At 72.2% G+C, this 24,240-nt stretch carries 20 protein-coding genes; 6 read left to right on the top strand and 14 right to left on the bottom strand.

Translation table 11 applies throughout. The annotated features are described in order from the left end of the window. Nucleotides 1-14: 14 nt before the first annotated feature. The 3 genes from KY498_RS05645 (at nt 15) to KY498_RS05635 (ending at nt 1,982) form a co-directional block, all read left to right on the top strand. On the top strand, nt 15-1,118 hold the full coding sequence (locus tag KY498_RS05645; protein ID WP_060959409.1) for an LLM class flavin-dependent oxidoreductase: 1,104 nt from the start codon (nt 15-17) through the stop codon (nt 1,116-1,118). A 28-nt stretch (nt 1,119-1,146) separates the two neighbouring features. Next, nucleotides 1,147-1,461 carry a hypothetical protein gene (locus KY498_RS05640; RefSeq protein ID WP_191008299.1) on the top strand — a complete coding sequence of 105 codons (315 nt, stop codon included), beginning with the start codon at nt 1,147-1,149 and terminating at the stop codon, nt 1,459-1,461. 110 nt (nt 1,462-1,571) lie between these two features. Next, nucleotides 1,572-1,982: a MarR family winged helix-turn-helix transcriptional regulator gene (locus tag KY498_RS05635; protein ID WP_060959411.1), complete on the top strand. Its 411-nt coding sequence runs from the start codon at nt 1,572-1,574 to the stop codon at nt 1,980-1,982. A gap of 30 nt (nt 1,983-2,012) precedes the next feature. Here the strand turns inward: KY498_RS05635 and KY498_RS05630 are convergent, their stop codons facing one another. From KY498_RS05630 to KY498_RS05610, 5 genes are all read right to left on the bottom strand, one after another. Further along, a complete protein-coding gene (locus tag KY498_RS05630) occupies nt 2,013-3,143 on the bottom strand; it encodes a class I SAM-dependent methyltransferase (RefSeq protein ID WP_191008300.1) in 1,131 nt (376 codons plus the stop codon). Beyond that, on the bottom strand, nt 3,140-4,432 hold the full coding sequence (locus KY498_RS05625) for a DUF4921 family protein (protein WP_191008301.1): 1,293 nt from the start codon (nt 4,430-4,432) through the stop codon (nt 3,140-3,142). The genes KY498_RS05630 and KY498_RS05625 overlap by 4 nt, the downstream gene beginning before the upstream one ends. Before the next feature lie 111 nt (nt 4,433-4,543). Then, nucleotides 4,544-5,926 (bottom strand): MFS transporter, encoded by a 1,383-nt coding sequence (locus KY498_RS05620; RefSeq protein WP_191008302.1) that lies wholly within the window; start codon nt 5,924-5,926, stop codon nt 4,544-4,546. 110 nt (nt 5,927-6,036) lie between these two features. Then, a complete protein-coding gene (locus KY498_RS05615; RefSeq protein ID WP_060959414.1) occupies nt 6,037-6,693 on the bottom strand; it encodes a response regulator in 657 nt (218 codons plus the stop codon). Next, a complete protein-coding gene (locus KY498_RS05610; RefSeq protein WP_191008303.1) occupies nt 6,690-8,360 on the bottom strand; it encodes a sensor histidine kinase in 1,671 nt (556 codons plus the stop codon). Before KY498_RS05610 ends, KY498_RS05615 begins: the two co-directional genes overlap by 4 nt. A 139-nt stretch (nt 8,361-8,499) precedes the next feature. Here KY498_RS05610 and KY498_RS05605 point away from each other — a divergent pair, with 139 nt between their 5' ends. Beyond that, a complete protein-coding gene (locus tag KY498_RS05605) occupies nt 8,500-10,038 on the top strand; it encodes a CitMHS family transporter (protein WP_060959416.1) in 1,539 nt (512 codons plus the stop codon). Nucleotides 10,039-10,069: 31 nt separating this feature from the next. On the opposite strand, the gene KY498_RS05600 is transcribed toward KY498_RS05605, so the two are convergent. Together KY498_RS05600 and KY498_RS05595 are read right to left on the bottom strand one after the other, a co-directional pair. Further along, nucleotides 10,070-10,963 (bottom strand): NYN domain-containing protein, encoded by an 894-nt coding sequence (locus KY498_RS05600; RefSeq protein WP_191008304.1) that lies wholly within the window; start codon nt 10,961-10,963, stop codon nt 10,070-10,072. A gap of 1 nt (nt 10,964) precedes the next feature. Further along, a complete protein-coding gene (locus KY498_RS05595) occupies nt 10,965-11,996 on the bottom strand; it encodes a Gfo/Idh/MocA family protein (protein WP_191008305.1) in 1,032 nt (343 codons plus the stop codon). A 36-nt stretch (nt 11,997-12,032) separates the two neighbouring features. Here KY498_RS05595 and KY498_RS05590 point away from each other — a divergent pair, with 36 nt between their 5' ends. Next, nucleotides 12,033-13,376: a M20/M25/M40 family metallo-hydrolase gene (locus KY498_RS05590; RefSeq protein ID WP_191008306.1), complete on the top strand. Its 1,344-nt coding sequence runs from the start codon at nt 12,033-12,035 to the stop codon at nt 13,374-13,376. A 10-nt stretch (nt 13,377-13,386) separates the two neighbouring features. Here the strand turns inward: KY498_RS05590 and KY498_RS05585 are convergent, their stop codons facing one another. Genes KY498_RS05585 through KY498_RS16590 form a run of 6 tightly spaced genes read right to left on the bottom strand, consistent with a single transcriptional unit; the run spans nt 13,387 to nt 21,627 of the window. Beyond that, nucleotides 13,387-14,328 (bottom strand): NADP-dependent oxidoreductase, encoded by a 942-nt coding sequence (locus KY498_RS05585; protein WP_191008307.1) that lies wholly within the window; start codon nt 14,326-14,328, stop codon nt 13,387-13,389. Nucleotides 14,329-14,379: 51 nt separating this feature from the next. After that, nucleotides 14,380-18,447 carry an ATP-dependent RNA helicase HrpA gene (hrpA, locus tag KY498_RS05580; protein WP_191008308.1) on the bottom strand — a complete coding sequence of 1,356 codons (4,068 nt, stop codon included), beginning with the start codon at nt 18,445-18,447 and terminating at the stop codon, nt 14,380-14,382. A gap of 21 nt (nt 18,448-18,468) precedes the next feature. Then, entirely contained in the window at nt 18,469-19,131 is a 663-nt protein-coding gene (locus tag KY498_RS05575) for a hypothetical protein (RefSeq protein WP_060959317.1), read from the bottom strand. Further along, nucleotides 19,128-19,595 carry a hypothetical protein gene (locus KY498_RS05570; protein WP_191008309.1) on the bottom strand — a complete coding sequence of 156 codons (468 nt, stop codon included), beginning with the start codon at nt 19,593-19,595 and terminating at the stop codon, nt 19,128-19,130. The genes KY498_RS05575 and KY498_RS05570 overlap by 4 nt, the downstream gene beginning before the upstream one ends. Then, a complete protein-coding gene (locus KY498_RS05565; RefSeq protein WP_191008310.1) occupies nt 19,595-21,208 on the bottom strand; it encodes an EI24 domain-containing protein in 1,614 nt (537 codons plus the stop codon). Before KY498_RS05565 ends, KY498_RS05570 begins: the two co-directional genes overlap by 1 nt. Then, nucleotides 21,208-21,627, bottom strand: coding sequence for a hypothetical protein (locus KY498_RS16590; RefSeq protein ID WP_191008311.1), 420 nt, complete (start codon nt 21,625-21,627; stop codon nt 21,208-21,210). Before KY498_RS16590 ends, KY498_RS05565 begins: the two co-directional genes overlap by 1 nt. Before the next feature lie 124 nt (nt 21,628-21,751). Here KY498_RS16590 and KY498_RS05555 point away from each other — a divergent pair, with 124 nt between their 5' ends. Continuing rightward, nucleotides 21,752-22,579 carry an aldo/keto reductase gene (locus tag KY498_RS05555; protein ID WP_101305985.1) on the top strand — a complete coding sequence of 276 codons (828 nt, stop codon included), beginning with the start codon at nt 21,752-21,754 and terminating at the stop codon, nt 22,577-22,579. 55 nt (nt 22,580-22,634) lie between these two features. On the opposite strand, the gene KY498_RS05550 is transcribed toward KY498_RS05555, so the two are convergent. Continuing rightward, nucleotides 22,635-24,233, bottom strand: coding sequence for a dolichyl-phosphate-mannose--protein mannosyltransferase (locus KY498_RS05550; RefSeq protein ID WP_191008312.1), 1,599 nt, complete (start codon nt 24,231-24,233; stop codon nt 22,635-22,637). Nucleotides 24,234-24,240: the final 7 nt, after the last annotated feature.

The following is a 24,240-nucleotide window of genomic DNA, read 5'->3' as shown; positions in this document are numbered from 1 at the left end:
AGGAACTGCCGACAATGAAGTTCTCCGTGTTCCACCCCTTCCCGACCTACGACCTGCCGCGCCACGGATCGTGGCCGGCCCCGCCGCGTGTGTCCCGTCAGCCGGGCGTCTCGTCGACGTCGCTGCGCGGCGCGATCGACTTCGCGCACGCCGTGGAGGCGGCCGGGCTCGATCAGATCTCCGTCGCGGAGCATCACTACAGCTCCGCGCAGCTGTCGCCCAACTCCGTGACGGCCGCCGTGCTGCTCGCCCGTGAGGTCGGCATCGACATCGGTCTGCTCGGCTCGACGCTGCCGCTCGTGAACCCCGTGCGTCTGGCGGAGGAGATCGGCATGCTGAGCGCGCTCGCCCCGGGGCGGCTGCTGGTCGGCTTCTTCCGCGGCACCCCCAACGAGCTGCTCACCTACGGTACGAACCCGTGGGAGTCGAAGGAGGTGTTCTACGAGCAGATGGAGCTCATGAAGGCGATCTGGAGCGAGCCGGAGCCGTTCGCCTGGATCGGCCGCCACTTCGAGTACCGCACCGTCGCCGTGTGGCCGCAGCCCGAGGCGGACCTCCCCATCCTCGTGTCGGCCAACTCGCCCGACTCGGCCACGTATGCGGCGCGCAACGGCTACATCGCCGGCTTCTCGTTCGCCCCGGCCCCCGTGATCGCGACCTTCGCCGAGGTCTTCAAGGCGGAGGCGCAGAAGGCAGGTCGCACCGTCGCGGGCGAGGACATGCTCTACCGCGCGTTCGCTCTCGTGGCCGAGACGGATGCCGAGGCGGAGAGGATCGCCGACGAGACCGGCTTCGGCAACCTGATGAAGCTCTTCGCCGCGCCGGCACCGCTGATGGCGCGACTGGCGATGGGGATGGCGGGCGTGCCGGCGTCGGTGCCGCTCCCGACGGAGCCGAAGGGGATGTCGATGCCCGTGCGGCCGAACTTCATGGGCGGACCCGAGAAGGTCGCGCGCGAGATCGCGGACTTCATCCTGCTCACCGGCATCGAGCGCATCGAGGTGACGCTCACCGACGCCGCGCTGCCGACCGAGGTCTCGCTGCGTTCGCTCGAGCTCTACGGGCGCGAGGTCCTCCCACGCGTGCGTGCGCTCGTCGGCGAGCGCGTCGCGGCGTGAGGGGCGGACGGACCGTGAGGAGCGGGCGATGATCGTGACGGTGCGCTGGGACGGCGACGTCCAGCTCGAGGAGCCCGCGGACACGGCGAGGCTCGAGATCCATGCCCCCGTCGGGGACGCCGTGTCGGCCGCGCTGGCGGGTGCCGGCCTCGGCGGAGAGCGCGTGGGCGCGCTGCACCACTGGCTCGACATCGCGCGCCTGCGGGCGCTCGCCGAAGAGCAGGTCGCCGAGGACGACTGGGCACCCCGGTGGGACGACATGATCGCCTTCGCCGCCCGTCACGGCTGGACGAGCGCGGACGGTGCCTCGGTGATGGCCCACACCGTCGTCGGCGCACCCTGATGACGCGGCGGGTGCGGGACACCTCGGCATCCCGCACCCGCCGTCGTCGCGGCGCTCGCTCACGGTCGCGCCTGAGGCCGTCTCCGCCGGTGGCTCGCTAGCATGGGGCCATGACCCAAGAGAGCCCCCGCTTCAGTCCGGTCATCGCGCTGCTCGCGGTCTCGGCGATGTGGGAGGAGCAGCTGGCGGCGATCCTGAAGGACCTCGGCATCAGCACCCGCAAGTTCGGCCTCCTCGGGCACATCTACGCCGAGCCGGGGATCTCCTTCTCCGAGCTCGCCCGCCGCTCTCACATCACGGTGCAGTCGGCGCACACCGCCGTCCGCACGCTCGTCGACGACGGCCTCGTCCAGGATGCGACGGCCCACGCCGGAGCGGCCAGCGACCTCCACGTCACCTCCAAGGGCGCCCGCGTCCTGCAGGACGCCCGGGAGCGCCTGTTCGAGCTCGACGGCGTGCTCGCTCAGCGCCTCCCCAAGGTCGCCGACTCGCTGGACGGCATCCGCGCCGGCATCGTCTGAGCGGGCGGCCCGTCGCTCGCTCCGGCGGGATCAGCGCCTCGTCGACACCGTCACCGTGAACTTCGCGTCGCGCGCGAGCTGACGGGTCGGACCGACCAGCCGATCCAGTGCGGGTCGGTATCGCAGGGGCGAGTTCCACACGCACCACAGCTCGCCGCCGGGGCGCAGCACCCGTCCCGCGTCGGCGAACAGGCGTTCGGCGATGCCCGCGGTCAGCGCGGCGCCGGAATGGAAGGGCGGGTTCAGGGCGATGAACGACGCGGACGCATCCGCGCGCTGCTCCAGACCGTCGGCACGAGCGACCATCACGCGGTCGGCGAGGCCGTTGGCGGCCGCCGTCGCCCGGGCGGATGCCACGGCGACGGCCGACGGGTCGCTCGCGTACACGTGGGCCGCCGGATGCCGCCGGGCGAGCCAGGCGCCGATGATCCCGGTGCCGCACGCGAGGTCGATCCAGGGATCGTCGGGGGTGCCGCCCGCCGGGGCGGCGGGCGCCGCGTCCAGCGCCGCCAGCAGCGCGCGCGTGCCGATGTCCAGTCGCGCGCCGGCGAACGCGCCGCCGAACGCCCGCACCTCCAGCCCGTCGATGCGCGCCGCGGCCGGCACGGGATCGCCGCCGACGCCGCGCGGGTCGCGGGCGATCAGCACCCGCGACTTCTGCCGCGCGTGCGTGACGTCGAGAGTGTCGAACGCGCTGCGCAGCACGTCGTTCATCGCGACGGTCATGTGCTTGAGCCGCCCGCCGGCGACCACGACGACATCGGATACCGCGTGTGCGGCGATCAGCCCGGCGATGTCGCGCAGCGCATCGAGCGCGCGCGGCAGTCGCAGCAGCACGACGCGCGCCCCCGACACCAGCGCCGCGTCCAGAGCACCCGACGACACCCGGTCGTCCAGGCCGAGCGCCCGCGCGTTCGCGGCGAGCGCGCGTTCGCCCGAGAGCGCGTCCTGATGCACCCGCACGTCACGCGCGCCGGCGAAGGCCGCGCCGAGTGCGAGGGCGCCGTAGCCGTCCCCGATGACGACGATCTCACCCGGCCCCGCCGCGGTGCGCAGCGCCGCCGACTCGTCGAGGATGAGCCGGTCCGCGGCATCCGCGGCGACCAGACCCTTACCCTCGATGTCGGGCGCGCGACGCAGGCGCTCGAACGGGAAGCTCACGCCGGGTCCGCATAGTGCAGCACGGCGTCGTCCGGCGTGCACTCATCGCCGATGCGGATGCCGGTGGCCAGAGCGCCCGCGTCGCGCAGCCCGTGCAGCGTCGCGACCGCGCGGCGGCGCAGCTCCCACGGGTCGATCGTGTTGACGTAGATCTTCGTGCCGCCCTCGAATCCGGCGGGCGTCGAGATGCGCCACTTCAGCACGACCCGCCACGGCATGGGCCACGGTGCACCCGGCGGTCGGTAGTGCCATTCCTCGTTGGTCGGGACGTGGACGCCGGTGGCGGCGTGCAGAGCGTGCAGCAGGTCGGACACGGCGCGGATGCCGGCATCCGTGTGGTCCTGCGGCAGATTGGCGTCGGAGGTCGAGAAGATCTCGAAGGCGGGATAGCGGTGGCCGACGCCGGCGAACGCGACGGCACCGTCGTTCGCGGCGACGACGAGGCGTTCGGCCACGGCGAGGTCGGCGATCTCGTGCTGGTAGAGGTCGCGATCGTGGGAGAGCAGCCGCAGCTCGTGGTCGACCTGCGGCCCGTGCTCGTCGATCGCGACGAGCTGCTTGTGGAGGTGCTCGAAGGAGGCGCCGGCGGGGCGCAGCCAGTTCTGGAACACGCTGACGTAGGCGGCGTGCGGCTGCGCCGCCTGGATCTCCGCGAGGGCCCGCACCGTGAAGGCGACGTACGCGGCGTGCTCGTCGGGCGTGAGGGTGCCCGAGGAGGCCAGCTCGGCGTCGGTGGTCGCGCCGTCGACGACATGGCGTCGCGCCACCACGACGTCGTGGGAGCCGCCGAGCAGATCCAGAGCCGCCTCCTCGAGGCTGGTCTCGGTGCCCGCGGCCTGCGCGCGGATCTCGGCGAGCTTCTCGAGGTGGACGCGCCCGACGGGGTCGGACAGGTACTCCTCGGCCCACCGGAAGACGTGCGCGGGCTGACGGAAGCCGTGGTTCTCGCGCCAGTACTCCGCCGAGACGATCTCGAAGAGGTTCGCGAAGCGCCGGAACTCGGCGACCGTGTCGTTCAGTGCGGAGGCGGGGACGCGTCGCAGCTCCTCGAAGCGCGGTCCCACCAGGCGGGCCTTCTCCGGCGTGGTCTCGAAGTAGCGGTCGACGCAGAAGGCGCAGAGCCGCCGATCCTCGCCCGGGCCGAGCCGGCGGGTGTCGTCGCGGGCGAGCCCCAGGGGGCGGCTCGCCCGGCCCGGGACCGTCCACACCCGCGTCCCGGTCAGCGGGCCGATCTGCTTGACCGTGCCGTCGGGGAGGCGTCGGATCGCTCGTGCCGCACCGTCGCTCATCCCTTCAGCCTACCGACGCGGCCGACACCCGCCGGGGCGTACTGGCCGGATGAAGACGTTCGCGCGTCTGGACGGCGACGCCGCCCGCCTCGTGCGGCTCGCCGTCCGCGGTCAGCGGCCGGTCTGAACGCGGACCGTGCCGGTCTCGGCCACCAGGCGCTCGCGGTCGACGCGGTCGAGCTCGTGGAGCGAGCTGCCCTTCGTCTCGCGCATCGAGACCACCGCGACGAGCGTGATGGCGGCGGCGACGGCGAGGTACAGCGCGACCGGGATGTAGGTGCCGTAGGCCGACAGGAGTGCGGTCGCGATGATCGGGGCGAGCGAGCCGGCGACGATCGAGGTGACCTGGTACCCGAGCGAGACGCCCGAGTAGCGCATGCGGGTCGGGAACATCTCCGACATGATCGCCGGCTGCGGGGCGTACATGAACGAGTGGATGACCAGGCCCAGGCAGATCGCCAGGATGATGATGAGCGGCTGCGTCGTGTTGAACATGGGGAAGGCGATGAAGCCCCAGGCGGCGGCGCCGACGGTGCCGATCGCGTAGACGGGCTTGCGGCCGATCCGGTCGGCGAGGCCGCCCACGAGGGGGATCACGATCATGTGCACGATGTGGGCGATCACGAGCATCCCGAGGATCTCGGCCGTGTCGACGCCGAGTGCGATCTTCAGGTAGGTGATGGAGAACGTCACGACGAGGTAGTACATGATGTTCTCGGCGAAGCGCAGGCCCATCGCGGTCAGCACGCCGCGCGGGTAGCGGCGCAGCACCACGAAGACGCCGTAGCGCACGTGCTTCTGCTCCTCGACCTCCTTCTGCGCCTCGAGGAAGATCGGCGCGTCGGTGATCTTCGTGCGGATGTAGTAGCCGATCGCGACGATGACCACCGAGAGCCAGAAGCCCACGCGCCAGCCCCACGCCAGGAAGGCCTCGGGGGAGAGCGTGCGGCTGAGCACGAGCAGGACGATCGTGGCGACGAGGTTGCCGATGGGGACGGCCGCCTGCGGGAACGAGGCCCAGAAGCCGCGGGTCTTGTCGGGGGAGTGCTCGGCCACCAGGAGCACACCGCCGCCCCACTCTCCGCCGACGGCGAAGCCCTGGGCGAAGCGCAGCAGCACGAGCAGCGCCGGAGCCCAGTACCCGACCTGCTGGAAGGTGGGCAGGCACCCCATCAGGAAGGTGGCGACGCCGACGAGGATGATCGCGAGCTGCAGCAGCTTCTTGCGTCCGTACTTGTCGCCGAAGTGGCCGAAGACGATGCCGCCGAGAGGGCGCGCGACGAACCCGACGGCGTACGTGACGAAGGCGGCGATGATGCCCGCGTACGGATCGTCCGACGGGGGGAACATGATCAGGTTGAACACGAGCGTCGCGGCCGTGGCGTAGAGGAAGAACTCGTACCACTCGACGATCGTGCCGGCCATCGAGGCGCTGACGACCCGGCGGAGCCCGGACGGCGGCTGCGTGGTGTCTGGCGGGGTGGCTGAAGCCATGCGCTGATACCTCCTTGTAGAGCGCGGTGCGGCGGGGGGATGCCGCGACGTGGACGCTACCTGAAAAGTGATTCAGGTACAAGGTTCAGTGCTGCACAGCTCCTGTGCGCTCACGCACGCACGCGCAGGTAGCGGTGCTCCGGGCGACCGGTGGTGCCGTAGCGCAGACGCACGTCCACGACTCCGCGGGCCGCCATCGCCGACAGATGCCGCTGCGCGGTGGCGCGCGAGACGCCGGCACGGTCGGCGATCTCCGACGCCGACGACTCGTCGTCGCCGAGCGCCTCGAGGATCACCTGCTCGGTCGCCGACCGCGACACCGACGGGGTCTCGCCGCCGGCGCGCAGGAGCGCCAGCGCGCGGTCGATCTCCTCCTGCGAGACGGTGCGCGACTCGTCGAGCAGGTTCCGGAAGCGCAGATAGCGATCCAGCAGGTCGGTCAGCGCGCGGCGCTCGAACGGCTTGACGAGGTAGCCCAGCGCCCCCGCGCGCAGCGCGCGGCGGACCGTCGCGGCGTCCGCTGCCGCGGACAGGACGACGGCGTCGACGCCGCAGGCCTGCACGAAGCCGATGCCGTCGCCGTCCGGGAGGTACGCGTCGACGAGCATGAGGTCGGGCCGGTCGGCCCGCACGACGGCGCTCGCCGCGGCGAGGGTGCGCACCGGCTCCAGCGCGGTGTAGCCGGGACGCTCCGCGACGATGTCGCGGTGCAGGCCGGCGACCCGGAAGTCGTCGTCGACCACGAGGACGCGGACGGGTGAGCTCATCGGGCGGAGTCCTTTCCGGAGGCGGGGTCCTCGGCGGTGCCGGCGTCCAGCACGTCCACGAGACGCGCGCCGAACACGGCCCCCGTGCCCGAGCCCGCGGGGCCGCGTCCGCCGGGATCGATCAGCCAGACCTCGCCGCCGCGGCGCCGGGCGAGCTCCCGCGACAGCGGAAGGCCGACGCCGAGCCCGTGCACGCGGTCGAGATCGGAGGCGGACCGTGCGGAGCGACGGAAGAGGTCGGCGTCGTCGGGGACGCCCGCGCCCGAGTCGGCGACCGTGAGGACGAGGTCCGGGCCGTCGCCGAAGCAGCCGATCCGCACCTCCCGCGGCTCGGTACCGGCGACCGCCGCCCGCACGGCGTTGTCGACGAGATTGCCGAGCACGGCGGCGACGTCCTCGACGTCGCGCAGCGGCGACAGCAGCAGGGAGTCGGGATCGATCGACACGCGGACGCCGCGCTCGCCGGCTTCGAGCGCGTGGGCGCCGATGAGCGCATGCAGGAGGGCATCGCCGATCAGATCGAGGTTCTCGACCGGATAGTCCACCGGGCCGCGCTGCAGCTGATCGCCCAGGAACTCGCGCGCCTCGCGGTCGCGCCCCGCGTCGAGCAGGCCGGCCGCGACGTGCAGGCGGTTGGCGAACTCGTGTCGCTGGACGCGCAGCGCGCCGGTCATCGCGCGCACGGTGTCGAGCCGCTCCGTGAGGGCCACGATGTCGGTGCGGTCGCGCACGATCAGGACGGCCCCGAGGTCGCGCCCCTCGCGACGGACCGGCTGGGCGTCGACATAGAGCACCCGATCGCCCACCACGATCCCGTCGCCCGCGGTCCCTTCGCGCACGGCGACGAGGATGGCCGGTGCGACCCCGAGCTCCTCCAGCGTGCGCCCCTCGGGGGCGTCGAGATCGAGGAGCCGGCGGGCGGTCTCGTTGCACAGGCGCACCGTCCCCTCCCCGTCGAGCGCGACGACGCCGTCGCCCACGCCGTCGAGCACCGCGGCCTGGTTCTGCACCAGGGCGACCAGTTCCTCCGGCTGCAAGCCCAGCGTCACGCGTTCCCACCGCCGTCGCAGCACCAGTCCGGCGAGCGCGGCCACCAGGATCCCCGCGCCGGCCGCGGCGGCGATGCCGCCCAGCAGCGCCGGGAGGTCGTCGAACACGCTCGAGGGCTCGAATCCGACGCTCACTTCGCCGACGGGGGCGGTGCCCTCGCCGTCGGGCGGGAGGATCGGCACCTTCGCGCGCGCCGAGACGCCGAGGGTCCCCTCCTCCCACGTCACGACCTCGTTGCCGGCGAGCACCTGACGGTAGTCCGTGCTGACCGGCCGGCCCAGCTGGTCGGGGTCGGGGTGGGCGAGACGGATGCCGTGGTCGTCGGCGATGACGACGAACAGCGTCCCGGTGCGCGCCGTCACGGCGTCGGCCAGGCGCTGCAGCTCTCCGTCGCGGAGCTCGGCACCGTCGGGCGTGCCCGGATCGGCGCTGATCGCGGCGACCTCGGCGCGCACCTGCGGATCGACGGCGATCGTACGGGCGATGTTGAGCGCGGAGGTCTCCGCCTCCGCGCGCAGCAGCTGGACGCCGAGGATCACGAAGACCACGACGCACACCGCGACGACGGCGACCACCGTCGCCAGCAGCAGCAGCGCCGCGCGCGTCGCGAATCTCATCTGGTGAGCATAATGCGCTGAACTCGCGCTTCGCGCAGAAGTCGCGGGAATGAGAGATAGCGCGCGCCGCCGCGCCGCGGTCCCTAGATTCGCGGCATCCGGTCGACGACGAACGTCGGCCGCTGACGAAGGAGTCGAGATGCCCCCTGTTCCCCTCGGTCTCGTCGCGGCCGCCGCCGACGACGGCTACGATCTGGCGTTCACGCCCTCGGACGGTGTGCTCGTCGTGCTCGGGTTCACGATGGTGCTGACCTTCATGGCGCTGATCATGACGCGCCGCCTGACGCCGATGGTCGCGCTCATCGTGGTGCCGACGATCTTCGGCCTGTTCGCCGGTGCCGGTCTCGGGCTCGGCGACATGATCATCGACGCGATCAAATCGATGGCGCCCACGGCGGCGCTGCTGATGTTCGCGATCATGTACTTCGGCATCATGATCGACGTCGGGCTGTTCGACCCCCTGATCCGCGTCATCACGCGGGTGCTGGGGGACGACCCCGCGAAGGTCGTGCTCGGCACGGCGCTGCTCGCCGGGGCCGTGTCGCTGGACGGCGACGGATCGACGACCTTCATCATCACCACCTCCGCGATGCTGCCGATCTATCTCCGGCTGGGGATGAGCCCGGTCGTGCTCACCTGCGTGGCGGGGCTGATGAACGGCACCCTGAACATCGTGCCGTGGGGCGGGCCGACGGTGCGCGCGGCATCCGCTCTCTCGCTGGAGCCCACCGACATCTTCGTGCCGATGCTGCCCTCGCTCGCGACGGGTCTCGTGATCTCCCTCGCCTTCGCGTGGTTCCTCGGCCTGAGCGAGCGCCGGCGCCTCGCCGGCGTGGTCGACACCACGCGGATCGAGGCGACCCGCGGCGACGGCATCTTCGGCGCGCCGCGCCTGTTCCGCGGGGCCGAGCCCAAGCCGGGAGCCGCGGCGACGCTGCGCACCGGCAACATCGTCACCGTGCGCGGCGCCCGCGAGGCCGTCGCGGCGACCGCCCTCGTGGATGCCGCCGACACCGCCATGGCCGACACGATGCTCGATCCGAACCGGCCCACGCTGCGCCCGCGGCTCATCTGGTTCAACCTCGCGCTGACGGTCGCGGTGATGGTGCTGCTGATCCTGGACCTGTTCCCGCTGGCGTTCGTCTTCATGGTGGGAGCGGCGATCGCGCTGATCGTGAACTTCCCGAAGCTGAAGAGCCAGGCCGACGAGATCGTCGCCCACGCCCCGTCGATCGTCGGCGTGGTGTCGATGGTGCTCGCCGCGGGCGTGCTCGTGGGCGTGCTCAACGGCACGGGCATGGTGACCGCGATGGCCTCGTGGATCACCTCGGTCATCCCCGCCGAGCTGGGCCCGTTCCTCGCCGTGATCACGGGAGTGCTGTCGATCCCGTTCACGTTCTTCATGTCGAACGACGCCTTCTACTTCGGCATCCTGCCGGTGCTCGCCGAGAGCGCGTCGCACTTCGGGATCGCGCCCGTCGAGATGGCGCGGGCCTCGATCACCGGCCAGCCGGTGCACCTGCAGAGCCCGCTCGTGCCGGCGATCCTGCTGCTCGTGTCCCTCGCGAACGTCAACCTCGGCGACCACCACAAGAAGGTGCTGTGGCGAGCGACGCTCGTCTCGCTCGCGATGCTCGCGGTCGGCGTCCTGGTCGGGGCGATCCCCTTCGCCGGCTGACCGCTCGTCCGTCCGGCGCGGCCGGCGGGGGTCAGCCCTCGTCGGCCGCGTCGGTCGTGTGCGGGCGCACGCGGACGATGTTGGTGGTCTCGTCGATGTCCGCGACGGTCGGGTGCGCCTTGACGAAGTCGGAGAACGACCGGTGGCCGAGAGCCTTCTCGCTGAACGAGGGGTCCATCCGCTTGAGGAGGTTCTTCACGGCCGACAGATGCACCCATTCGTCGTCGGTGCGCTCCTGCTCCAGCCGCAGGGCGCGGCCCAGGAGCTCGGCCGTCGGGTCCTCCGCCTTCTTGCGGCGGCGGGAAGACGTCGTGGCCGCGGAATCCGTCTTCTTCTGTGCGGTGGCGGCCGCCGCCGGCGGAACGACGCCGGGCAACGAGTCGTAGGCGTCGAACTGGTCGCATGCCGCGGCGAGCGACTTCGCGGTCGACCCGGCGACGCCGACTCCGACGACGACCCGGCCGAGACGCTTACAGCGCTGCGCGAGCGGCACGTAGTCGCTGTCTCCCGCCACGATGACGACGTGGGTGAGGTCGGGCAGGCGGAACATGTCCTCGACCGTGTCGACGGCCAGGCGGATGTCGGCGCCGTTCTTCGCGTACGCGGCGGCCGGGAACAGCTGGACGAGGTCGACGGCGCGCGCGACGAGCTGCGAGCGGTACAGCGCGTTCACCGGCGACGACCAGTCGGCGTAGGCCCGCGTGAGCACCAGGGTGCCGAAGGATGCCGCGTAGTCGATGATCGCGCCGACGTCGATCGTCGCGTCCTTGAGGCGCTGGGCGATCTCGGGCGCGTCGGGGTCGGCGATGATCTTCTGCCGGTCGGCCGCGTAGGAGTTGCGCCCGTGCACGCGGTCGTACCAGCTCATCACGATGTTGTCGAAGTCGAGATACACCGCGACGCGGTTGCCCTGCAGCTCGGCCATGTCAGTGCCCCTTCGGGTAGGTCACGCCGAGCTGGGCTCGCACGCCGTCGAGGGCGGCCATGATCGCGATCGACTCGTCGAACGGGAGGAGGTCGCTGTCGGTGCGTCCCGCGCGCAGCAGCGCCTCGGCGTACAGAGCCTGGAACTGCATGCCGCGCCCGTCGACGGTGGAGCGGTACTCCTCGATGACCGTGCCGTCGGTCGCGGTCACGCGGAAGGAGGTGGGCTCGTACCACACGCGGTCGATGTCGATGCGGGCGGCCGTGCCGATGACGTGCGCCGCGTTCGGTCCGGCGGCGCGCGAGCTCGTGACGAGCGACGACACCGCGCCTCCTTCGTGGACGGCGGCGATCGCGACCTCGGTGTCGGCGCCCGTCTCGCCGAGCCGACCGACCGCGCGCACCTCGGTCATCGGTCCGAGCACGTCCCATGCGAAGGAGACCGGGTAGATGCCGAGGTCCAGCAGGGCACCGCCGCCGAGCTCGAGGGCGTTCAGGCGGTGGCCGGGATCGAGCGGGAGCGACTGGGTGTGGTCGGCCACGACCGTGCGCACCTCGCCGATCGTCCCGTCGGCGATGAGCTCGCGGATGCGCACCATGTGCGGCAGGTACCGCGTCCACATCGCCTCCATCGCGAGCAGTCCGCGGCCGGCCGCGATGTCGCGGATCGCGACGGCCTCGTCGGCGTCGAGCGTCACCGCCTTCTCGATGAGGACGTGCTTTCCGGCCTCGAGAGCGAGGACGGCGTGCTCGCGATGATGACTGTGCGGCGAGGCGACGTAGACGATGTCGACCTCGGGGTCGGCGACCAGCTCCTCGTACGAGCCATGGGCGCGGGGGATGCCGTGCTCCTGCGCGAACGCCTCCGCGGACTCGGCGCGACGCGAACCGACCGCGGTGACCGTCAGCCCCGCGGTCCGGAGATCCTTCGTGAAGGCGTGGGCGATGCCGCCCGTCGCCAGGATGCCCCAGCGGACGGGGGCGCCGGGGATCGGGGAGGCGGCGCCGGGGCTGCCGGGAGCGATGTCGGTCATGCCTCGAGCCTATCGGCGGCCGCGTAGGCTCGAGCCGTGAGTGCCGACAACGCCGCCTCGATCGCCCGGTTCCGTGAGCTGCTGCAGATTCCGACCGTCTCGCATGCCGACGAGGGCCTCATCGACTGGGAGCCCTTCGACCGGCTGCTCGACGCGGTTGTGCGCCTGTATCCGGCGCTGCATGCCGTGCTGGAGCGCGAGGTCGTCGACGGGCATTCGCTGCTCTACCGCTGGCCGGGCGCCCGCGGCGGGGCGGACCCGCTCGTGCTGATGGCGCATCTGGATGTCGTGCCCGTGGTCGAGCAGGAGTGGGATCTCCCGCCGTTCGCCGCGGAGATCGCCGGCGAGGGCGCGGATGCGGCCATCCACGCGCGCGGAGCGATCGACGACAAGGGCGCGCTCGTCGCCATCCTCGAAGCGGTCGAGGCGCTCGTCGCCGACGGCTTCTCACCCCAGCACGACGTCTATCTCGCCTTCGGGCACAACGAGGAGACCGCCGGCGGGGGCGCCCGGGCGATCGTCGCGCTGCTGCGCGAGCGCGGCGTGGAGCCCGGTCTCGTCTTGGACGAGGGCGGCGCCGTGGTGGAGGGCGTCGTGCCGGGGATCTCGGTGCCCACCGCGATGGTGGGTGTCGCCGAGCGAGGCGTCATGACGCTCCGTCTCACCGCCCGGGAGGGCGGCGGGCACGCGTCGACGCCGCCGGCCTTCCCGGCGACGGCGCGCCTGGCCCGGGCGATCGACCGCATCCACCGGCATCCGTTCCCCGCGCGCATCGCGCCGCCGGTGCGGGCGCTCTTCGCCACCCTCGCCCCGCACGCCGCTCAGCCGCTGCGGACGGTGTTCGCCAATCTGGGCCTGCTGGCGCCGGTGGTGGCGCGGGTGTTCCCCCGGCTCGGGCCGGAGATGAACGCGATGGTGCGCACCACCGCCGTCGCCACCGAGCTGTCGGGCGCCCCCGGCGAGAACGTCCTCGCGACGACCGCGCGCGCCGCGGTCAACGTCCGCCTGCTCACGGGCGACACGGTCGCCTCCGCGACGGCGCGGATCCGCCGCGTCGTCGCCGACCCGCATGTCGAGGTGGAGGTGCGCCACGGGTCCGATCCGTCGCCGGTCTCGCCGTGGCGCGGACGGCCGTGGCGGCGCATCGCCACGGCCGTCCGCGAGACGCTGGGCGAGGAGGTCGTCACGACGCCCTACATCCAGCTCGGTGCGAGCGACAGCCGGTGGTTCACCGCCATCAGCGCGCACGTCTACCGCTTCACGCCGTTCCACCTCACGCGCGCCGAACGCGACGCCCTGCACTCGCACAACGAGCGCATCCGGGTCGCGTCGTGGCTGGCCGGCATCCGCTTCTACCGGGCCCTCATCGCGGCCAGCTGAGCCGGGAGGGTCAGGGGACCAGCACGATCTTGCCGTCGGCGCCGGCGGCGACGAGCCGGTGCGCCTCCGCGGCCTCGGCCAGCGGCAGCCGCGGTCCGAGCTCGATGCGGAATCGTCCGGCCGTGAGGAGGGCGACCGTGACCGGGACGGCCTCGGCCCGCCACGCCTGCTCCTGCGCCGTCAAGGGCACGGGGCTGCCGCCGCTGAAGGCCCGGATGCCGAGAGCTGCGGCATCCTTCCCGCGCACGAGCGTCGCGATGCGGCGATGGTCGGCGACGAGCTCGCGTGACTGCTGCAGTGCGTCGTCGGTGCCGGCGAGGTCGATGGCGACCGTGACGCCCTGCGGCGCCATCCGGCGCACGTCGTCCACCACGGCGGCGCCGTAGGGCAGGGGATGCGCGCCGAGCGCCCGCACCCGGTCGGCCCGACGGTCGCTCGTGGTCGCGAGCACCGTCGCGCCCGAGAGCACCGCGTGCTGGATGGCGGCCTGCCCGACGGCTCCCGAGCCGCCGTGGATGAGCACGGTGTCATCGGCGCCCACCGCGAGCGAGCGGAGCGTCTGGTACGCCGTCCCGACGGGGATGCCGAGGGCGGCCCCCTCGGCGGCCGACACCTGCGGGGGACGCGGTGAGACGTGCGCGGCGGAGGTCGTCAGCGCGCTCGCGTAGGTGCCGGCGGCGCCGAAGACGACCACGGGGTCGCCGACCCGGAAGCCCTCGACCTCGGATCCGACCGCCGTGACGATGCCGGCGGCATCCGAGCCCAGGCGGCGCGGCTCGACGATCGGGTCGGATGCGCGCAGGCCCGAGCGCAGCTTGTGGTCGATGGGATTGACACCGACCGCCTCGATGCGGACGGTGACCTCGCCGGGCCCGGGGGCGGGCACCTCGACGTCGGCGACGGTGAGGACCTCGGGTCCTCCGAACTCGGTGTACACGATCGCGGTGCTCATGCGGGATGCAACGGCCCCGCCCCGCCCGTATTCCGCGTCGGGGCGGCCGGATCAGGCGCTGAGCGCCTTGGTGATGCGGGGGAGCGAGACCGGCTCGGCGGTGCCGAGCGCCTGCGCGAACAGGCTCACCCGGTACTCCTCCAGCAGCCACCGCGCGTGCACCAGCGCCGGCGTCGCGTCGGCGGGCAGGGGCAGCGTGCCCCCCGCGTCGGCGTAGAGCGCGGCGGCGCGCTCGAACTCGGTCAGCCGCTGCCGGTCGCGGCCGGGGTTGTCGGCGAGGGTCCGGACGCGTTCGAGCGCGCCCTGCAGGTAACGCGGCAGGTGCCGGAGGCGGTCGAGACCGGACCGCGACACGAACCCCGGGAAGATCAGTCCCGCCAGCTGCCCCTTCACGTCGCCCAGCGCGGTGAGCAGCGTCATCGAGTTCTGGCCCTTGATCGCCCTGTCGACGTCGCGCTGGAGCGTGAGGATGCGCGCCGTGAGCGAAACCGCCTGGAAGAGCTCGTCGACCACGGCGGCCGAGAACGCGTCGCGGACGGCCGCGAACTGCTCCGGCGTGCGTACGCCGCCGGGGGCCACGCGGTCCCGCACGGCGTCGGCGACCGCGACGCGCGCATCCTCGATGAGAGCCTTGGCCGACGGGTACGGGGACGCGGCCAGCGAGAGCTTCTCGGCCGCGGTGAGGTGATCGAGCACGTAGGCGCTGGGGGAGGAGACGGCCAGCAGCAGCAACCGGCGCACGCCGGCATGGGTGAGGCGTTCGGCCCGTTCCGGCGTCGCCTCGATGCGCAGGGCGACGGCATCCTTCTCGTCGACGAGAGCGGGGTAGCCGCGTACGACGCCGCCGGCGACCTTGGTGTCGACCACCTCCGGCAGCGTGCCGAGGTCCCACGTGAGGATGCCGGTGCGCTCCGCGAGAGCGGGGGCCGCGGCGGCCGGCGGCGCGCCGGCCGCCGCCCGTGCGACGCGGGCCGCGGGCGGCGTCTCGCGCGCGAGGGTGCGCGCCACCTGCTCACGGGCACGGCCCGCGAGGCGATCCTGCAGCTCGCCCAGATCGCGCGAGGTGCCGACCGAGCGGCCGCGGTGGTCGACGGCGCGGAACGTCACGAGCAGGTGGGAGGGCACACGGTCGAGGTCGAAATCGGCGACCGTCACCGGCTGGTTCGCGATGCGCTGGATGCGGCTCGCGAGGGCGGCGCGCAGCGTCTGCGGCGGAAGCCCGTCGTGATGCTCGGGCCCGGCGTCGCTGAGCTCCTCGCCGAGGCGGGCCGCCCAGTCGGCGGCCGGCACCACGTGGCGGCGGATCGCCTTGGGCAGCGCCTTCAGCAGCGCGGTGGTCAGTTCCGCGCGCAGCCCCGGGACCTGCCAGTCGAAGCCGTCCGGTCGGAGCCCCGCCAGCAGCGGAAGCGGGACGACCACGCTCACGCCGTCCTCGGGATCGCCCGGCTCGAAGCGGTACGCGAGGGAGAGCACCTGATCGCCCTGATGCCACCGGCCCGGGAACGCGCGCTCATCGGAACGCGACGCGTCGCCCTGCAGGTCGGCCTCGGTCATGTCGAGCAGCCGCGGGGTGCGCGCCGAGGCGTCGCGCCACCACGACTCGAACGAGCGCACATCGAACACGTCGGACGGCAGGCGGGAGTCGTAGAAGGCGAAGACGGCCTCGTCTCCGACCAGGATGTCGCGGCGGCGCTCGCGCTCCTCCACCTTCTCGAGGCGGCGACGCAGGTCGAGGTTGCGCCGTTCGAAGGCCGTCAGCCGCTTGTCGAGGTGCTGGCTGTTCCAGTCGCCGTCGACGAGCGCGTGCCGCACGAACAGCTCGCGTGCCAGCGGCCGGTCGATCCTCGCCAGCTGCACGCGCCGGCGGGGGATGATCTCGACGCCGAAGAGCGTGACCTTCTCCGCGGCGACGGCGGCCCCGGCATCCTTCGACCAGTGCGGATCGCTCAGCTGGCGGTGGGCGAGATCGCCGGCGAGCTCCTCGGCCCACGCCGGATCGATCGCCGCCACGGTGCGCGCGAACAGACGCGACGTCTCGACGAGCTCGGCGGCCATGACGGCGTCGGGGGTGGCCTTGCGCAGCGCCGAACCGGGGAAGATCGCGAACGCGCTCCCGCGTGCGCCGCGGAACACCGGGATCGGCTTGCGCTTGTCGGCGGGCCGGCCGCTGGCCTTTCCCGCGACGGAGCGGGTGTCGAGGATGCCGATGTGGGAGAGCAGCCCCGCGAGGATGGCGCGGTGGACCAGGGCGGGATCGGCGGCGCTCCCGTCGGTGCGCGGTGAGTCGCCCGCGGCGGTGCGCGAGGACGTGCCCATCAGCTGACGCAGCTGTCGGTGCACGTCGACCCACTCGCGCACGCGGACGTAGTTCAGGAACTCACTGCGGCACAGCCGCCGGAACGCGCTCGACCCGAGCTCACGCTGCTGTTGCTGCAGGTGGTTCCAGAGGTTGAGCAGGGTGAGGAAATCACTGGTCGGGTCGGTGAACCGCGAGTGGAGCCGATCGGCCTGCTCGCGTCCGGCGCCGTCCTCCGCCGACGGCCGCTCGCGCACGTCCTGGATGGACAGCCCGGCCACGATGGCCAGGACGTCGGGCAGCACCTGCAGGCGCCGCGCCTCGATCAACATGCGCGCGAACCGCGGATCGATCGGGAGGCGTGCGATCTCGCGTCCGAGCGACGTCAGCCGCCGCGACGGCGTGACGGCGCGCAGTTCGGTGAGCAGGTCGAACGCGGCCTTCACCCCGCGGCTGTCGGGCTTGGTCAGGAACGGGAAGTCCTCGATGTCGCCGAATCCGAGGGAGAGCATCTGCAGGATGACCGACGCGAGCGACGTGCGGAGGATCTCGGGCTCGGTGTACTCCGGCCGCGAGCGGAAGTCGTCCTCGCCGTACAGCCGGATCGCGATGCCGTGCGACGTGCGTCCCGCACGGCCGGAGCGCTGCTGTGCCGAGGCCTGCGAGATGGCCTCGATCGGCAGGCGCTGGATCTTGGAGCGGACGCTGTAGCGCGAGATGCGCGCGGTGCCCGCGTCGATGACGTAGCGGATGCCGGGGACGGTGAGGCTCGTCTCGGCGACGTTGGTGGCGAGGATGACCCGGCGCCGCACCCCGGCGACGCCGGACGGCTCGAAGACGCGGTGCTGCTCCGCCGCCGACAGACGGCCGTAGAGGGGGAGGACCTCGGTCGGGCGGGTGTCTCTGGCGTACATGCCGCGCACGGCATCCATCGCGTCGCGGATCTCGGCTTCCCCGGGCAGGAAGACGAGCACGTCGCCGTCGGCCTCGCGATCGAGCTCCCGCAGCGCGGCGAGCAGCGCGTCGACGTCGTCGCCGTCGGCGGGCGTTTCGACTCGGCCCTTCGGGCCTCGCTCAACGACCGGGGCGGCGTTCGGGCCTCGGTCGGCGACCGGGGTGCCCTTCGGGCCTCGCTCGGCGGCCGGGGTGGCGTTCGGGCCTCGCTCAACGGCCGGGGTGGCGCGGGGGCCGCGGTCGGCGACCGGGGCCTCGGGGACGTGCGGACGGTAGCGGATCTCGACCGGGTACGTGCGGCCGGAGACCTCGACGATCGGCGCGGGGGTGCCCTCGGCATCCGCGAAGTGCCGTGCGAAGCTCTCCGGGTCGATCGTCGCCGACGTGATCACGACCTTGAGGTCGGGACGCTCCGGGAGGATCCGGGCGAGGTAGCCCAGGAGGAAGTCGATGTTCAACGACCGCTCGTGCGCCTCGTCGATGATGATCGTGTCGTAGCGGCGCAGCAACCGGTCGCGGTGGATCTCGTTGAGCAGGATGCCGTCGGTGACCAGAGCGACCTGCGTCTCATCGGAGACGTGATCGGTGAAGCGCACCTTGTAGCCGACGGCGCCGCCGAGGGGCACCTGCAGCTCGTGCGCGATGCGTTCCGCGATCGTGCGTGCGGCGATGCGGCGCGGCTGGGTGTGGGCGATGCGGGTGCGGCCGAGCTCCAGGCAGATCTTCGGCAGCTGCGTCGTCTTGCCCGAGCCGGTCGCGCCGGCGACGATGACCACCTGATGCGTCGCGATGGCGCGCGAGATCTCCTCCCGCGCGGCGCTGACGGGCAGCTCCGGGGGGTAGGAGATCACGGGGACGACGGGAGGCATAGCCCTCCATCGTATTGCGCGTCAGCGCGCCACGGTGCCCGCGTGGTCCACGACGGGCGCGGATGCCGGGCGAAACCCCGAGACCTCGACGATCGCGTCGAAGTAGGCGAGGAGCGCGTTCGGGATGTCGCCGAGCGGGGTCGACAGCACGACGAGGCTCAGCTTCTTCGAGTCCGGCACGGGATACCAGTACTGGGCGACGAGCCGCCGCTGGGTGAACGGGGCACCGTCCTCGAACTCGACCGACTCGTCCACGCGATGCGCGCGCACGACCTCTCCGTCGGAGAACGGGCGTCGCACGGCGGTCGCGGCCATGTCGGGCGCGATGGTGGGCAGGGCCTCTTCGAGCACCGCCAGCACGTGCTGCGGGTTCGTGCCGATCGACGGGCTCATGCGGAGGCGATCGTCGTCGAACAGCGTCAGCATGGCCGACATCGGCTCGCCGGGACCGAGCTCCGTCTGCAGCAGCAGCAGTCGTCCGTGCGCCTCGCGCGCGGCCCGCGCCGCCTCCACGAGGTCGTCGCGCATCCGACGGCGGGCCGTCGCGTGCTGATCGGCGGTGCCGAGCGTGCCACGGGCGACGTCGGTCGCCGAGGCGCGCGCCTCCTCGTCGCTGTCCAGCGCCACGGGCCACCAGGTGCCGACGAGGCGGAACACGAGCTCCGGGACGGCGTCGTCGCTCACAGCTTCTCGAGGTCGACGCGACTGAGCGTGACGCCGCCGTCGTGCAGCGCCGTCACATCGTCGGGGAGTCCCGCGACCGCCGCGGACAGATCGACGATCTTCTCCTCGTCCGCGGCATCGCGGGCGATCACGGTGACCGTCTCGATGCTCGCGGGCGTGGTGTCGCGGATCGCGACGAAGATCGCCACGAGGCGCTCGGCGGTGACCGGCTCGTCGGCGGGCACCAGCACGCTCACCGACAGGGTCTTCGCCATGCCGGAGGTGCTCACGGTGCCCAGCGGATCCTCGACCCCCGGATCGGCCGCCGAGACGGCGGCGTAGACGCTCTGCAGATCCACGTCGGTTCCTTCCTGTGCTGCGCTGGACGCGGCGGGCGCGCCGCCTCCGCCGGTGCATGCGGTGAGCGCCGCCACCGCGAGGACCGCGGCGGCCGCGGCGACGGCGAGTCGAGTCGTTCCGGGCATCATTTCTCCTGCCAGGAGTAGTAGGTCGTGTCATAACCGTACGTGCTGCCGTCGCCGATGAAGTACGCGTTGAGGTCGTCCTGCGTGGCGGGCGGCACCCGATCGATCTGGCTCTGCAGCGTCGAGTTGTAGGCGGAGGCGTTGTGGATGCCGCCGACGCCCTGAGCCGCCAGAGGCGACGGCGTGTTGATCGTCGTCCAGTTCGGCCGCTGCTGGGCGTATCCGCCGGTGCCGAGGGAGATCACCGAGTCGAGGCGCGGCACCGGGTCGCCGTCGTGCTGCACCGAGACCACGGTCGTCGAGGACGGGATGGGCATGCTGTCGATCGGTGCGCCGGCGACCACGACCGCATCCCAGTTGTAGTCGGAGTTGTAGGCCGCGAGGTGGCCCGCCATGATCCCGCCCTGGCTGAAGCCGACGAGCATCACCGGGTCGTCCGGCCCGACCCCGGCCTGCTGCATCGCCTGCAGGACCGCGCGCTCGTACTGCGAGCGCAGGGAGGGCGTGAGCATGAGGGCGAGGTTGCTGTCGAGGTCGTTGACCGCGCCCTGGTCGCCGTTGAACCGCGAGAGCCACTCCTGCGTGCTCGGCAGTGCGACACGCCACCGCACGACCCCGTCGGCGTCGACCACCTTCGTGACCTTGATGACGGTCTCGTCGGCGCTGTCGGCGGTGTAGTGGCCGAGGGAGTCGACGTAACCGGCATCCTTGATGGCGTGCGCGAGATCGGTGGGCTCGCCCTGCGAATCGCGCTTCTCCCGCCGGGTGCGGTCGTACTCGCTCACCTGCGGGGTGGGCTTGAGGACGTCCGAGAGGATGCTCGAGAGGAGGAACCCCGCGAGCAGTCCGACCACCAGGGCCGCGATGAGCGGACCGATCACGGGGATGAGCGAGAGCAGCGCATAGACCAGCGCGAGGATCAGGACGGTCCCCACCAGGGCGAGCACGGTCGAGACGAGTCGCTGGAGCTCGTCCCACAGATCCTGAAGGAAGTCGCCGACCCACTTCGCCAGATCGGCGAAGAACGAGCCGAGACCCTCGAAGAAGTTGCCGACGCGATCGAGCCACCCCTCGTTGGTCGCGTCGATGGCGCTGTCGATCAGCGCCATCGCGCGCTGCGCTGCCTCCTCCATGTCGCGTCGCGCCTGTTCGTGGGCCTCGCGGGCCGCCGAGGCGGCGTCGTCGTACCGTCGGGCCGCGGCGCGCGCGTCGGCGAGCTGACGCTCCGCGGTCTCGATGTTCGCGGCGGGCGCGGCCGACTGCTCCAGGCTGCGCACGTGCCGGTCGAGCGCGGAGACCTGCGTGCCCGCGCTGCCGGCGTGGCGCTCGGCGTACGCCTCGCTCGCGTCGGCCTCGTCGGCTTTGCGGTGGGCGTCGCGAAGCGCCGCCGCATACTCGACCAGCGCATGCGCCGTGCCCGCGTAACGGCCGTGGGCGGCGCTCAGGTCTCCGGCCACCTGGCCGCTGCGCTCGCGGATCGCGTCCAGCGAGCGGGCGGTGCTCGCATACGCGAGCGCCCGGAGGTCGTCGGCGGCGCGTTCGATGCGGCTGGCGGACGAGACGTAGGTCGCCGCGCGCTCGGCCAGCGCGTCGGGGTTGCCGGGAAGGGTCATCAGCGGTCTCCGTCCGTCGGGGGCGTCGGTGCCGGGCCCGGTGTCGGCGTCGGGACGGGGGCGGGCGCGGGCGCGGGCGTGGGGGTCGCGGAGGCCGCGTCGCGCACGTCGGCGGCGGCCGCGGCGTCGCCCGACCGGCTCTGCTGCACCGCGGCGGCCAGGTCGGTGTCGAGGTCCTCGAAGGTGTCGACGACCGCGCGCAGGTAGTCCGCGATGAACGTGAGGTTGTCCTCCAGCTTCCCGCGCGCGATGTCCCACTTGCCGCCGAAGTCGCGGACCTTGCCGGCCAGCCCGTCGTGACCCGTGTAGCCCGCCGTCTCGTCGGCGATGCGCTCGGCCGTCGAGAAGTCGCCCGCGATCCTCTCGGCGCGCGACGCGCTCGACAGGACCTCGCTCACATCGATCTTCAGATCGCTCATCTGTCCGCCTCCCTCCTGACAACCTAGGGGAGCCCTCGACGCGTCGCGATGGGGAGAACAACCCATGCCCCGGATGCCGCGGCATCCGCCCGCAGGGCGATCGGGCGCACCTACGCTGGAGGACATGACGATTCCCCTCCTGACACTCAACGACGGTCACACCATCCCCCAGCTCGGCTTCGGCGTCTTCAAGGTCGACCCGGCGCAGACCGAGAGGATCGTCTCCGACGCGCTCGAGGCGGGCTACCGCCACATCGACACGGCCGCCATCTACGGCAACGAGGAGGGCGTGGGCCGTGCCATCGCCGCGAGCGGTCTGTCGCGGGACGAACTGTTCGTGACCACCAAGCTGTGGAACGACCGCCAGCGGGGCGACGAGCCGCTCGCCGCGATCGACGAGAGCCTCGAGAAGCTCGGCCTCGAGGCCGTCGACCTGTACCTCGTGCACTGGCCGGCGCCGGCCAACGGCGCCTACGTCAACGCGTGGGAGAAGATGGTGCAGATCCGCGACGCCGGCAAGGCGCGCAGCATCGGCGTCTCGAACCACCTGCCCGCGCACCTGTCCGAGATCATCGCGGCGACGGGCGTCACCCCCGCCGTCGACCAGATCGAGCTGCACCCGGCCTACCAGCAGCGCGATGTCACGTCGTTCGCGAAGGAGCACGGCATCCTCATCGAGGCGTGGGGCCCGCTCGGTCAGGGCAAGTACCCGCTGTTCGACGAGGAGCCCGTCGCCGCCGCGGCCGCGGCCCACGGCAAGACGCCCGCCCAGGTCGTGCTGCGCTGGCACATCGAGCAGGGCCACATCATCTTCCCGAAGTCGAACAACCCCGAGCGCATCCGCGAGAACCTCGACCTGTTCGATTTCGCGCTGACCGCGGACGAGGCGGCGGCCATCACGGCGCTCGAGCGCGGCGGTCGCGTCTCGGCCCACCCGGACGAGGTCAACTGACGCCCGGCTTCGCCGGGGCGGCATCCCGTCGCCCCGGTGGAGCTCGCGCGCGGGGTCAGACCCAGCCCTGCATCCAGTTGTGCAGCCGGTAGAAGTCGTACGGCACCTGCATCGCCGACCAGAGCGGATACCAGAACGCCGACAGGACGACGGCGACGACGAGGAACACGATCACCACGCGCTGTCCGGCCGTGCGGCGCGCGGGTTCGGCATGGGCCGCACCGGCGATCTCGCGGAGCGCGAACGCGAGCGCCAGCAGCAGGAACGGCCAGATCGCGATCGTGTAGAACTGGAACACGGTCCGCTCGGGGTACAGCAGCCACGGCACCCACGTGGCCGCGATGCCCACGAGCACGACCGCGTGGCGCCAGTTGCGATCGACCGCGAAACGGTAGACGAGGTAGAGGGCCGCGATCACCGAGGCGTACCACAGCAGCGGGTTCGGCATGCTGTAGAGGATCTGCAGACAGCCGTTGTCGCCGGTGCACCCGTTCTGCCCGTCGGCGCTGGAGAAGGCGTACATCGAGGTGGGCCGCCACAGGAACGGCCACGCCCAGGCGGCGCTGGAATAGCTGTGGGGAGATGTCATCCCGACCATCGATCCGTAGATCGTCTGGTGATAGGTCCACAGGCTCTGGATGGGCAGCGGCACCCAGGAGAACAGTCCCGTGGCGGGGCTGATCTCGGCGGCGTTGCGGTCGTAACCGCCGTCGCTGAGCAGCCATCCGCTCCATGAGCCCAGGTAGACGACGGCCGCGGCGGGCACCAGCAGCACGAACGAGACGAGCCCCTGCCGCACGGCATCCATCGGCCAGAAGGTCACCCCGAGCCGGCGGCGTTCGAGGGCGTCGGTGACGACGAGGTAGATCCCGATCCCGGCGAGCACCCACACGCCCGACCATTTGACGGCCGTCGCCGCTCCCGCCGCGGCGCCGGCCGCGATGATCCACGGGCGGTTCCACAGCACGGCGCCCCACGCCGGCGGGGCGTCGTCGGACCGGAGCGCGACCGTCGCGGCGGCGAGGCGATCGAGATGGCGGCGGCGGTCGAGGAGCGCGAACCAGAAGGCGAGGAGCACGAAGAACGCGAGGAACACGTCGAGCAGGGCCACCCGGCTCATCACGATCCCCAGACCGTCGATCGCCAGCAGGAACGACGTCACGGTTGCGAACACGGTCGAGCCGGTGAGGGTCTTGGCGACCAGGAACAGCAGCAGCACCAACGCCGTGCCGAACAGAGCGGTCATGAACCGCCACCCGAACGAGCTGTCCGGGCCGAACAGCCACATCCCGATGCCGATGAGGTACTTGCCCAGCGGCGGGTGCACGACGAAGCTCGGATCCGTCGTGAAGATGCCGGTCTCGCCCGCCGCGAAGCGTGCGTCGGCGCCGTCCGGCCAGGTCGCGGCGTAGCCCAGGTTCCACTGACTCCACGCGTCTTTCACGTAGTACGTCTCGTCGAAGACGAGGGCGTGCGGATGCCCCAGGTTCCCGAAGCGCAGGATGCCGGCGAGCAGCGTGACCAGCAGCGGCGCCAGCCAGGCGTACAGCCGCTGGAGGCGGGGCTCGGCGGCGACGCGCTCGCGCCAGCGGTCGTAGGCGGACGTGCGCGCGGGCGGCAGCAGCGGCGGAAGCGACTCGGCGGTGGTCGACACGGCCACA

This window comes from Microbacterium sp. PAMC21962 (assembly GCF_019443465.1).
In the GTDB taxonomy this organism is placed as follows: Bacteria; Actinomycetota; Actinomycetes; order Actinomycetales; family Microbacteriaceae; genus Microbacterium; species Microbacterium hominis.
The sequence above is the reverse complement of the archived record's forward strand: the minus strand, read 5'-3'. Positions and strand labels throughout refer to the sequence as shown.

Coding starts and splice junctions, on each gene's coding strand:
- KY498_RS05645 (WP_060959409.1), top strand. CDS start 15: ATGAAGTTCTCCGTGTTCCACCCCTTCCCGACCTACGACCTGCCGCGC.
- KY498_RS05640 (WP_191008299.1), top strand. CDS start 1,147: ATGATCGTGACGGTGCGCTGGGACGGCGACGTCCAGCTCGAGGAGCCC.
- KY498_RS05635 (WP_060959411.1), top strand. CDS start 1,572: ATGACCCAAGAGAGCCCCCGCTTCAGTCCGGTCATCGCGCTGCTCGCG.
- KY498_RS05625 (WP_191008301.1), bottom strand. CDS start 4,432: ATGAGCGACGGTGCGGCACGAGCGATCCGACGCCTCCCCGACGGCACG.
- KY498_RS05620 (WP_191008302.1), bottom strand. CDS start 5,926: ATGGCTTCAGCCACCCCGCCAGACACCACGCAGCCGCCGTCCGGGCTC.
- KY498_RS05615 (WP_060959414.1), bottom strand. CDS start 6,693: ATGAGCTCACCCGTCCGCGTCCTCGTGGTCGACGACGACTTCCGGGTC.
- KY498_RS05610 (WP_191008303.1), bottom strand. CDS start 8,360: ATGAGATTCGCGACGCGCGCGGCGCTGCTGCTGCTGGCGACGGTGGTC.
- KY498_RS05605 (WP_060959416.1), top strand. CDS start 8,500: ATGCCCCCTGTTCCCCTCGGTCTCGTCGCGGCCGCCGCCGACGACGGC.
- KY498_RS05600 (WP_191008304.1), bottom strand. CDS start 10,963: ATGGCCGAGCTGCAGGGCAACCGCGTCGCGGTGTATCTCGACTTCGAC.
- KY498_RS05595 (WP_191008305.1), bottom strand. CDS start 11,996: ATGACCGACATCGCTCCCGGCAGCCCCGGCGCCGCCTCCCCGATCCCC.
- KY498_RS05585 (WP_191008307.1), bottom strand. CDS start 14,328: ATGAGCACCGCGATCGTGTACACCGAGTTCGGAGGACCCGAGGTCCTC.
- hrpA (WP_191008308.1), bottom strand. CDS start 18,447: ATGCCTCCCGTCGTCCCCGTGATCTCCTACCCCCCGGAGCTGCCCGTC.
- KY498_RS05570 (WP_191008309.1), bottom strand. CDS start 19,595: ATGCCCGGAACGACTCGACTCGCCGTCGCCGCGGCCGCCGCGGTCCTC.
- KY498_RS05565 (WP_191008310.1), bottom strand. CDS start 21,208: ATGACCCTTCCCGGCAACCCCGACGCGCTGGCCGAGCGCGCGGCGACC.
- KY498_RS16590 (WP_191008311.1), bottom strand. CDS start 21,627: ATGAGCGATCTGAAGATCGATGTGAGCGAGGTCCTGTCGAGCGCGTCG.
- KY498_RS05555 (WP_101305985.1), top strand. CDS start 21,752: ATGACGATTCCCCTCCTGACACTCAACGACGGTCACACCATCCCCCAG.